Genomic DNA, 10019 nt, shown 5'->3' with positions numbered 1-10019 from the left:
GCTGATCTGTGTGAGTACTCCGTTCAAAAGACCCGACGAACTCCGGCGTTTGCTGCAAAGCTGCCGGGGCTATTTCGTCACTGCCGCGATCTTCAGCTTGGCGATCAATCTGCTTTACCTGGCCGGGCCGCTCTACATGCTGCAGGTCTATGACCGGGTGATCTCAAGCGCCAGCGAGATCACGCTGCTGATGCTCACGATCGCGCTGTTGATGGCGTTTCTGGCGCTGGCAGGGCTGGATGCCGTACGCGCCCGCGTGCTGACCCGCGCCAGCATTCGCCTCGACCAGACGATCGCGGCGCGCGTGATGACGGCGATCATTCATCGCTCCGCTGGCGCCGGCGGCGCGCGCAGCCAGCTGCTGCGCGATTTCGACACCTTCCGCCAGTTCGTCACCGGCATGGGGATCCATGCGATCTTCGATCTGCCCTGGGCGCCGATCTACATTGCCGTGATTTTTGTGCTGCACCCGTTCCTGGGGGCGTTCGCATTGGGCTGCTCCATCCTGCTGATTCTTATGGCCCTGTTTAACGAGTGGCGGGTCAAGCTGCCGTTGACGGAGGCCGGCGAGGCGGCTTCCCGGAGCTACAGCTTTACAGAGATGAGCCTGCGCAATACCGAAGTGGTGCGGGCAATGGGCATGACCGAAGGGCTGCTGAGGCGTTGGGCCCGTGATCGCACCCGCATGCTTGAACGGCAGGTCTCTGCGAGCGATCGCGCCGCCACCATGCAGAGCATCATCCGTTTTCTGCGGCTTGCCATGCAGTCGATGATACTTGGTCTCGGCGCCTATCTCGTGATCGAGCGACTTGCAACTGTCGGCGCCATGTTCGCCGCGAGCATTCTGCTCGGAAGAGCCCTGCAGCCGGTAGAGCAGATCGTTGGATCCTGGCGCAATCTTGTATCTGCTCGTGGAGCATTCCTGCGCATCCGCGAGCTCTTGAAAGCCGATCCCCAACGGGAGGTCGGTTTGACGCTGCCGCGCCCGCAGGGCCGACTCTCGGTCGAGGGGCTCTCCTATGTGCCGCCGTTTGGTTCGAAGCCCATCCTGCGCGGGGTATCGTTCGCAATCGAGCCGGGCGAAGTACTAGGCATCATTGGTCCTTCGGGCGCCGGGAAATCCACGCTTTCGCGTCATCTGGTCGGTGTGCTTGCGCCATCTGCTGGCGCGGTGCGACTGGACGGGGCGGACGTCTCGAGCTGGATCAAGACGTCACTCGGCCAGCATATCGGTTATCTCCCCCAGGATATTGAGCTGTTTGCTGACACTGTTGCCGTCAACATCAGCCGATTCCAGGAGGGCGAAGACAGGGAGGTGATTCTGGCGGCGCGGATGGCGGACGTGCACGAGATGATCCTGCGCCTGCCGGATGGCTATGATACGCAGGTGGGAGAAGGCGGCGCCATACTCTCGGGCGGTTATCGTCAGCGTATTGGTCTTGCCCGCGCCATCTTCGCCAATCCGAGCCTTCTCGTGCTCGACGAGCCGAGCTCCAATCTCGACGCCGAAGGAGACGCCGCGCTCGCCGATTGCATTCTTCAACTCAAGAAGCGCGGCACGACGGTGGTGATTATCTCCCATCGGCCGGCCACCATCGGCGTGGCTGACAAGATCCTGGTGCTGCGTGAAGGCGTCGTCGAGATGTTCGGACCGCGCGCCGAGATCCTGGCCCGTCTGACGAGGCCCGTACCGATCCACACGGTCCGCGAGACGACGGGTTAGGACATGGTCATGGCGCTGATGGAGTTTACAAGCTGGTCGAAACCACGCGCATTAGCGCCGAGCTCGACGAGTGATCAACTCAGGAGCGGTGCACCGAGCGACTCGATTCGTCGCGTAGCACTCGCGGGATGGCTGATCATCGCCATCTTTTTCGGCGGATTCGGCACCTGGGCGCTGACGGCACCACTCAACGGCGCCGTGGTTGCAAATGCTATCGTAAAGGTCGACGGCAACCGCAAGAGCGTTCAGCACCTCGATGGCGGCATTGTCAGGGAATTGCATGTCCGAGAAGGGGAGCGGGTGCTGGCAGGCGATCTCCTGATCGTTCTGGACGATACGCAGGTCCGTGCCGAGTATGAGGTGCTCACACAACAATATGCCGTGCTTCGTGCAACGGAAGTACGGCTCCTGACGGAGCTCGATCATGGATCCGAGCTGGCCATGCCGGCCGATTTGAGGGCGCGCTCTGATGACCGCTACTTTAAGAGCGTATGGACCGGTCAGCTCAATCAGTTCGACAGTCGGCGAGCATCGCTTGACGGGCAACGAAGCGTCATTCGCGAGAAGATCAACCAGCTTGGGTCACAGATTGTGGGCGCCGAGGCACAGGTCAAGGCCTTCACCGATCAGATCAACTCGGTCCGCAACGAGGCAAAGGATCTTGCGCCGTTGGTCGAACGGGGCCTGATTGCGCGTCCGCGAATTCTCCAGCTGGAGCGGACGGCGTACGGTTTGGAAGGCCAGATCGCCGATACAAAAGCCGGTATCGCGAAGGCCCGACAGGCCATCGCCGAGCAAGAGCAGCAGATCGCCCAACTCGACAATGATCGGATGACAGATGTCACCAAGGACTTGCGTGACACGCAGGCCAGATTGCTCGAGGTCATTCCGAAGGCGTTGAGTGCAAAGTCGGTCCTGGGTCGCATGGAAATTCGGGCGCCCTATACCGGCCGGGTCGTGGGATTGACCGTGTTCGCCGTCGGCAGCGTCATCCAGCGCGGCGACAAGATCCTCGACATCGTACCGGCCGAGGACGCACTCACCATCGAAGCCCAGGTTGCGGTGGAGGACATCAGCGACGTACATCCCAATATGCGCGCCGAAGTCCATCTCACTGCCTACAAGCAGCGCATCGTCCCGATCATTCACGGCGACGTCATTCAGGTTTCGGCTGACCGCCTCACTGATCCTAAGACAAATGCGCCGTACTACACGGCCTTTGTCCGGATTGATCAGAGTGAGTTGGCGGACATGCCGAACATTCGCCTGTACCCTGGCATGCCGGCGACCGTTATGATCCCGACCGTCCAGCGAACCGCGTTTGATTACATCGTCGGGCCGCTCGCGATGTCATTCAATCAGTCGTTCCGGCAGAAGTAACCGGTCAAGCAACCGATGGACGAGGCAATCCAGTAGCGACGCCGAGCCGGACGACGAAGGATCAAATGGCCTCGTCCCGGAGGCCAACTTCGCTGGACGACGCAAATCGCTGCAAAAGCCAGAGGCCGAGGAGGTGCGGTGTGAGAGGCACGAGGCCATCAAGGCATTCATAGCGCTTACCGCACGGGTGATATCAACGGCTTGCAGACGGCGCGCTAGGTCATCCGGCCGACCTCGCGAAATTTGATCCATGCACGCTGGTGTCGTCGCTGCATCCGCCGGACATATGCGAGTGGATTGAAAGGGTTGGATGCACTCCGACAGCTCATCGGCTTTGCACAAATATCGAATTTCCGAATAATCAAATTATACCGGCGGCCACCCGTAATAATCCGGTGATTCTTTAATGACTCTCAGCCAGCGCTCTGCCCAGGATTCCGATTGTTGGCCGGCTATCGGCTTTGTATTACGACGTTTTATCGATTTTTGGATTGTCACGACGGCGCGTTTTGCGGCGGTTAATTCAGGATGGTATTATATATTAAATATTGACGCTAATAAACATTTAATGGATAGTTTATCGCTGGCGGCCGGATATAATCCGCAGCCGCTGGAAGTTGCCGAGGTGTCTGCAAATTCATCTTGAAAGAAGGGATTCTTCCAATGTTGCAATATTACATCGAGACCAAGGAAGCGTTGAAGCGTCTGCGGACGGACCAGGATGGCGTGGTGTCATTCGAGTACATCATCGTCGCGGTTTGCATCGTTGGCGCAGTGGGTGCTGTGTTCGGTGGCGGAGCCGGTGGACAGATCGGGGCGGCGTTAACGACCGGGATCACCGCAATCACCACCGCTTTCACCACCGCGATCGCTGGTTGATACGGCCATCTTGGCGCCAGAGGGGGGCAATCCAAGCTGCCCCCCTCCCGCAGGAGTGCTCCCGCTAGTTTGCCTTCCACCTTTTTTGAACCGTGCATTTCATGAGTTGGATTGCTCCCACAGCCTCGATCCTGGAAATCCTGTTGTTGCTCTATGTCGCAACGATGGACGTTGCGACGCGCCTGATCCGAAACGAAATTTGTCTCGCGCTGGCGCTCCTCGGGATCGCCGGTCAATTGCCTAGCCCGATTCAAGTCGCTGTGTCGCTGATCGCAGCCGCGATCCTCTTTCTGCTGCTTTTTGTCCTATACGCGCGCGGAGGAATTGGTGGCGGCGATGTCAAGCTGTTGGTTGCCCTGGCGGTTGGTCTCCCCCCGAGCGGCGTGATGCAGTTGCTAACGGTCACCGTGCTGGCCGGCGGCGTTCTTGCCTTGGGGCATCTGATGATGCGCCACCTGCCATATCCCAGGTTGGCACCCGCCGGATCGTCGCTCGTACGGCGGATCTACGCGATCGAGCGTTGGCGCCATTTGCGACACGCCCCGCTGCCTTACGGAGTTGCTATCGCATGTGGCGGTATCTGGACCATTCTGAGCAAAGGATCGTGAAATGTCATCCGCGCTGCGTCTGTCGATCATCGTGGTGCTTTTGCTTGCAACCACAGCGTTCGGACTGATTGCCTATAGCATGAACCTGCCGAAGGCCACGCCTCCGGTCCCGGTACAGGTGACAGCGACGACCCTCGCGCCGGCGGCGCCGGCGACGGCCGGATACTTTATCGCGGTACGGCCGTTGCCGAGGGGGACGTTGGCCCGCGAAGAGGATTTCGCCGTGCGCGCGGTGCCGCCGGAGCGCGTTCCCCAGGGAGCTATCCTTGAAACCCCCGAGTCCAAGTCCGGACTTCCGGGTTCACTCATCCGCAACTTCGTCGAAGCGGGCAGTCTCATTACATTGCAGGATATCCTGCGTCCGCGGGACCGCGGTTTCCTCGCCAGTATCCTGGCGCCAGACAGCCGTGCCATCAGCATCAAGGTTGACGAGGAGGCCGGTGTCTCGGGCCTCATCAGGCCGGGCGATCACGTGGACGTCGTGTTGACCCAGGTTTTCGAGAAAGTCGATACCGCGCGTCGCGCCCTGAGCGAAACCGTTCTGCGCAATGTTCGAGTCATCGCGATTGATCAGGAGATCGTGCAGGGCGCGCGACCCATTAGCGGGATGGCAGGTAAGCAAACGCAGACTGTTTCACTGGAGCTTACGCAGGTCCAGGTCAAGAAAGTCACCGTCGCAAAGCAGCTCGGGACGCTCTCCTTGGCCGTACGCGCAGCAGTCGATCAGTGGGACAAGGCAGACACCGGCGCGATGTCGAGCTGTGATGTGTCGCCTGAACTTGCCCGCCAGTATGCAATTTCTGCACAGAGAACGGCAGTAGTCGTTCATTCAGGCGGTGAGGTCAAGCAATACACGGTCAGAAAGCAAGTGGAAGACGCTCTCGTCAGCTGCGACGGTGCATCGGATGCCGTAGGCCCGACTGCAACGGCGGTGGGTTACGATAACAGGTTGTCGGAGAAACGCTGATGAACATTGCCATAGCCACTCCGCCTGAAGAATCGACCTCAATCGTCACGCGTAACCGCATCGTCGGTTTCGTAAATGATGAGCTCAGCGCTGCGGCGTTGCGCAAGGGGCTCGAAGGCGCCAACCTCTCGATCAGGCGCGGCACGATCCGCAATGCCATACGGATGCTTGAAACCGACACCGACCTGTTTGCGCTGGTGGCAGACATCAGTGGCATCGATGATCCTTTTACTGAACTGGAAAGGCTGTCCGGCGTCTGTCCACCCGATGTCCGAGTAGCCGTGATCGGCGATAACAGGGAGATTACTTTCTACCGTGAGCTCCTGGAGCTCGGCTTGACGGAGTATCTGCCGCGGCCGCTCACGCGCGATATGGTGCTGGACAAGCTGCGCCCCAAGCTGCTCGGCGACGTGGCAGCCAACCACATCGATCGTGGCGGGCACGTGGTCTCGATCTGCGGGGCGCAGGGCGGCGCCGGCGCCACGAGCATCGCGATCAATCTGGCGCTGCAACTCGCCGAGACAACCAAGGCCAAAGTGGCGCTGCTTGATCTTCATTTGCAGGGCGGCGAGGCCGCCGTGATGCTGGGTGTTCGTCCCGGGCCGGGGCTGCGCATCGCTCTGGAAAATCCGATGCGGGCGGACACACTCTTCCTCGAGCGCGCGGCAATCGAAGTCAACGAAAGGGTTTGCTTGGTCTCGGCCGACGAGGACCTCGATGCGCAGCTCGAAATTACGGAAGCTGGCATACGACACGTGCTGGGTCTGCTGCGTCAACGGTTCAACTACATCGTCGTGGATGTACCCGTCCCGTTTCCGCCGTCGATCTATCCCGTGATTAAACTTTCCCGTCATGTGATGGTGCTGCTCGAATCCGAGGTGACCGGACTTCGCAATGCCCATGCGCTACGCGCCGCCGTGATCAACATCGCGGGCAAGGACCGGGTCTTTACCTTGCTCAACCGGGCCGGTCGTCCCGGGGGCCTGCCGAGGGCGGCGGTCGTCAAGGCGTTGGGTGCAGAGCCCGACATCGTCATTCCCGATCTCGGCAAGGGCATGACCGAGGCGCTCAATCTGGGCATTCCAGCTCTGAAGCACGTCAGAAAATTGCGGCGCCACCTGGCACCGATCGTACGGGAGATCAGCGGTGTCGCTGCTGAGCGGAGTGGCTGGTGGAGGAGGGTGCTCACAGCACATCTGCGATGAAAAAATTTGGTAGGCGTGAAGACGACACACCAGCTCACATATCTTCATTGGCGACAAGCCTCCCTGCATCTGCGATGGCCTTGCCTTTGCCGCCGCTCAGCACGGCTGTATCCGCACCGAGCGTGCCGTCGCCCGCGCCAAGGCGCGACGAACCGCCGATCGACCAACCCATAATCCCGCCTTCGCTGCGCGAACGGGTAATTGAGCAGATCGAGCCATCGGTGGCCGCAACTGTCTCGCGGGAAGTTCTCCGGCGGCAGATTGAGGAGATCATCCATCAAATTGCCAACCAGGAACGGCTCGAGCTGTCGGGCCGTGAGCAGCTGCAGCTCGCAGACGAAATTGCCGACGACATGACGGGCTACGGGCCGCTCCGTCCGCTACTACTGGACCAATCGATCAACGATATCATGGTGAACGGTCCGAGTAATGTCTACGTGGAGCGAAACGGCAAGCTGGAACGAGTTGCGGTGCGATTCCGGGACAATGGTCACATTGCTTCCGTCGCTCAGAAGATTGCCGCGCAGGTTGGCCGGCGCGTCGACGAGTCCAGTCCGATGGTCGATTGTCGCCTGCTGGATGGCAGCCGGGTCAACATCATCCTCCCGCCGCTGGCGATCCATAGTCCGTGCATTTCCATCCGAAAATTTCCAAGCCGCCGTTTGGACATAGCCGGATTGATTGAAAACGGCTCAATGACCGCGGCCATCGGACGTTTGCTGGAGATCGCCGCCCGCTCGCGGCTCAATGTTCTGGTCTCCGGCGGTACCGGATCCGGCAAGACGACGCTCCTGAACGCTATGAGCCAGTTCATCGATCACACCGAACGCATTGTCACGATCGAGGACGCGGCGGAGTTGCAGCTTCAGCAGCCGCACGTGATCAGCCTGGAGACCCGGCCCCCCAGCCTCGAGGGCACAGGGCAGGTGACACAGCGCGATTTGCTGGTGAATGCCCTGCGCATGCGTCCCGACCGGATCGTCGTTGGCGAGGTGCGCAGTGCCGAAGCATTCGACATGCTGCAGGCGATGAACACCGGCCATGATGGTTCGATCTCCACGGTACACGCGAACAGTACCCGGGATGCCCTGACCCGCATCGAAAACATGGTGCAGATGGGACAGGTCAATCTACCGTCGCGCGCCATTCGAAGTCAGATCGTCGCTGCGCTGGATCTCATTGTGCAGGTCGAACGCATGCGGGACGGACAGCGCCGCATCATTCAGATCAGCGAGGTGATCGGCCTTGAAGGGGAGGTGATCACCACCAATGACATCGCAGCCTTCGAGTATCAAGAGGAGGATGTGAACGGGCGGATATCGGGCAGCTATAAGTCCAACCTTGCAACTCCGAAGTTCAAAAGCCGTCTTGTCTATTTCGGGCTAGATGGTGCTTGGGCCGAGGCCATGAGGCAAGTATGATGCTGGAGTCCGTGATCGTCACTGTTCTGGCCCTCGCGATGTGTGCAGCAGCCATCTCGTTGTGGCTCGACGCTCGGGAAAGACGCATCAATCGCCAGTTGGCGATTGCTCTGCCAACGTCGCATCCGGCTAACCTACCATCCATTCGCCGCTTGGAGACCGGGTCCCAGGCTCAGTTTCTCAATCGGCTGTCCAATTACAATCCCGATATACCCTACGTGTTGCATCCGGCCTATGTGCTGCTCGCCGGTGCATTCGGAGCAGCAGCGATCCTTTATGCGAACAGCCAGCTGGGATATTCCCTGGTCTACGTGTCCATCGTCGCCGCAATCACGGCCATTATTGTGATACGAGGCCTGTTTGGATGGCAGAAACGTCGGTTCGCTCTTCAGCTTTTTCGACAGCTGCCTGACGCGATCCAGCTGGTGACAAGTACCGTGCGATCAGGCCTGCCTGTGCACGAGGCATTTCGTGCCCTCGCGCGCGATATGCCGCAGCCAACGGCTGGGCAGTTTGCCATCGTATGCAGCGAAGTGAATCTGGGTAGACCTCCAGAGGAAGCTGTCCAGGCTGTCTATCGGCGAACTCAGGTGGCGGAGTATGCGATCTTTGCGGTGACACTTGCCGTTCAGATGAAGTCCGGTGGCAGCCTGGCCGAGACCTTGCAGAACCTGGGAGACACTGTCAGGCAACGTGTTGCGCTGGCTGCTCGCGCCAAGGCACTGGCGGGAGAGGTGATCTTTTCCTCACGAGCGCTGACGGTCTCGCCATTGATTGCAGGTGGGGTCCTATACGCAGCCAATCCGCAAACCGTCGATCTGTTGTTCACCGATCCGGTCGGAAACAAGCTGCTGGTCTACGCAGTCGTTTCGGTGCTTGTTGGAGCCCTGGTGATAAGTTGGATGGTCAGAAGGGAAACAGCACTATGACCTCTGGTCTCAGTCTGGTGGCCCTCGCAGTCGTGGCTGGGACTGCGTCCTGCATGTTGATTATCCGCGAAATACACGTTCGTACATTGGACGCCCGGGTGTCGAACGCTGTGATGGGCGTTGCTGGCCAGTCTGCCCCCTTCCAGGATGTGACCGGTTGGTTTTCGTCACTCGGCATGCGGTATCGTCGCTTCTATGCTGAGGAAAATCTGGATCAGCTACGAACCATCCTTCAATCATCAGGTTTCAATCATCATCGAGCCTTGCCGACCTGGATCGGTGTCAAAGCCGTCAGCATGGCCCTCTGCCCGATCATCGCCGGGTGTGTCGCTCAGCTTTTCGGGAAGGCACTGCTGGATGTGCTGGTCTTCACACTTATTGGCGTGGCGATCGGCATTTTAGCGCCGCGATTGATACTGGCGGTGCTGAAGCGGCGGTTTGATGCCGCCATTCGACTGGGCACGCCGGATATGATCGATTTGCTGGTTGTGTGCAGCGAATCGGGAATGGGCCTGGAAAGCGGGCTGGCACGCGTAGCGCAAGAAATGCATGAGACCAATCCTGCTATAGCCCGGGTCATGAGCGGCCTTCTTGATGATCTCCGAATCCTGCCAAGGCGCAGCGACGCATTCGATAAACTGGGATCTACGTCGGATGGGCTCCGCCGGTTCGGACTCATGGTCGCCCAAAGCCTGCAATACGGAACGCCGGTGGGCCAGGCTCTGCGGAGTGTCGCTGTCGACCTCCGGCGCGAACGTATTACCAAGCTTGAAGAAAGAGCACACAAGTTGGGCGCCAAGCTGACTATTCCGATGGTGTTGTTCCTGCTTCCAGCCATGTTCGTCATTTTGGGAGGAAGTCCCATTCTGCACCTCGTGCGTTCGTTCGCCAGCTTCGGTAAGTAGCC

10 protein-coding genes are annotated in these 10019 nt (G+C 59.6%); all 10 read left to right on the top strand.

Annotated features, from left to right (window positions below):
• Positions 1–10 precede the first annotated feature (10 nt).
• The 10 genes from IVA93_RS27175 to IVA93_RS27130 all read left to right on the top strand — a co-directional run bounded on the left by IVA93_RS27175 (position 11) and on the right by IVA93_RS27130 (position 10017).
• Positions 11–1723 carry a type I secretion system permease/ATPase gene (locus IVA93_RS27175; protein WP_026233537.1) on the top strand — a complete coding sequence of 571 codons (1713 nt, stop codon included), beginning with the start codon at positions 11–13 and terminating at the stop codon, positions 1721–1723.
• Positions 1724–1732: 9 nt separating this feature from the next.
• Positions 1733–3103 carry an HlyD family type I secretion periplasmic adaptor subunit gene (locus IVA93_RS27170; RefSeq protein ID WP_026233538.1) on the top strand — a complete coding sequence of 457 codons (1371 nt, stop codon included), beginning with the start codon at positions 1733–1735 and terminating at the stop codon, positions 3101–3103.
• A 406-nt stretch (positions 3104–3509) separates the two neighbouring features.
• Positions 3510–3749 carry a hypothetical protein gene (locus tag IVA93_RS27165; protein ID WP_247368265.1) on the top strand — a complete coding sequence of 80 codons (240 nt, stop codon included), beginning with the start codon at positions 3510–3512 and terminating at the stop codon, positions 3747–3749.
• Positions 3750–3766: 17 nt separating this feature from the next.
• The gene (locus tag IVA93_RS27160) at positions 3767–3982 is read left to right on the top strand and encodes a hypothetical protein (protein ID WP_018458240.1); all 216 of its coding nucleotides are present in this window, start codon (positions 3767–3769) and stop codon (positions 3980–3982) included.
• 101 nt (positions 3983–4083) lie between these two features.
• Positions 4084–4590: an A24 family peptidase gene (locus tag IVA93_RS27155; RefSeq protein WP_018458241.1), complete on the top strand. Its 507-nt coding sequence runs from the start codon at positions 4084–4086 to the stop codon at positions 4588–4590.
• 1 nt (position 4591) lies between these two features.
• Positions 4592–5557, top strand: a complete 966-nt coding sequence (gene cpaB / locus IVA93_RS27150) for a Flp pilus assembly protein CpaB (protein ID WP_018458242.1) — start codon at positions 4592–4594, stop codon at positions 5555–5557.
• A complete protein-coding gene (locus IVA93_RS27145; RefSeq protein WP_018458243.1) occupies positions 5557–6762 on the top strand; it encodes a CpaE/TadZ family protein in 1206 nt (401 codons plus the stop codon). The genes cpaB and IVA93_RS27145 overlap by 1 nt, the downstream gene beginning before the upstream one ends.
• Entirely contained in the window at positions 6759–8183 is a 1425-nt protein-coding gene (locus IVA93_RS27140) for a TadA family conjugal transfer-associated ATPase (RefSeq protein WP_026233540.1), read from the top strand. Before IVA93_RS27145 ends, IVA93_RS27140 begins: the two co-directional genes overlap by 4 nt.
• Positions 8180–9112 carry a type II secretion system F family protein gene (locus tag IVA93_RS27135; RefSeq protein ID WP_018458246.1) on the top strand — a complete coding sequence of 311 codons (933 nt, stop codon included), beginning with the start codon at positions 8180–8182 and terminating at the stop codon, positions 9110–9112. The genes IVA93_RS27140 and IVA93_RS27135 overlap by 4 nt, the downstream gene beginning before the upstream one ends.
• Positions 9109–10017 (top strand): type II secretion system F family protein, encoded by a 909-nt coding sequence (locus IVA93_RS27130; protein WP_018458247.1) that lies wholly within the window; start codon positions 9109–9111, stop codon positions 10015–10017. The genes IVA93_RS27135 and IVA93_RS27130 overlap by 4 nt, the downstream gene beginning before the upstream one ends.
• Positions 10018–10019 lie beyond the last annotated feature (2 nt).

The organism is Bradyrhizobium sp. 155 (genome assembly GCF_023101105.1).
GTDB lineage: Bacteria > Pseudomonadota > Alphaproteobacteria > Rhizobiales > Xanthobacteraceae > Bradyrhizobium > Bradyrhizobium canariense_D.
This window is presented reverse-complemented; position numbering and strand designations above follow the sequence as displayed.

Bases quoted from the DNA above. Each gene is read 5' to 3' on its own strand.
- IVA93_RS27170 (WP_026233538.1), top strand. From the start codon at position 1,733: ATGGCGCTGATGGAGTTTACAAGCTGGTCGAAACCACGCGCATTAGCG.
- IVA93_RS27165 (WP_247368265.1), top strand. From the start codon at position 3,510: ATGACTCTCAGCCAGCGCTCTGCCCAGGATTCCGATTGTTGGCCGGCT.
- IVA93_RS27160 (WP_018458240.1), top strand. From the start codon at position 3,767: ATGTTGCAATATTACATCGAGACCAAGGAAGCGTTGAAGCGTCTGCGG.
- IVA93_RS27155 (WP_018458241.1), top strand. From the start codon at position 4,084: ATGAGTTGGATTGCTCCCACAGCCTCGATCCTGGAAATCCTGTTGTTG.
- cpaB (WP_018458242.1), top strand. From the start codon at position 4,592: ATGTCATCCGCGCTGCGTCTGTCGATCATCGTGGTGCTTTTGCTTGCA.
- IVA93_RS27145 (WP_018458243.1), top strand. From the start codon at position 5,557: ATGAACATTGCCATAGCCACTCCGCCTGAAGAATCGACCTCAATCGTC.
- IVA93_RS27140 (WP_026233540.1), top strand. From the start codon at position 6,759: ATGAAAAAATTTGGTAGGCGTGAAGACGACACACCAGCTCACATATCT.
- IVA93_RS27135 (WP_018458246.1), top strand. From the start codon at position 8,180: ATGATGCTGGAGTCCGTGATCGTCACTGTTCTGGCCCTCGCGATGTGT.
- IVA93_RS27130 (WP_018458247.1), top strand. From the start codon at position 9,109: ATGACCTCTGGTCTCAGTCTGGTGGCCCTCGCAGTCGTGGCTGGGACT.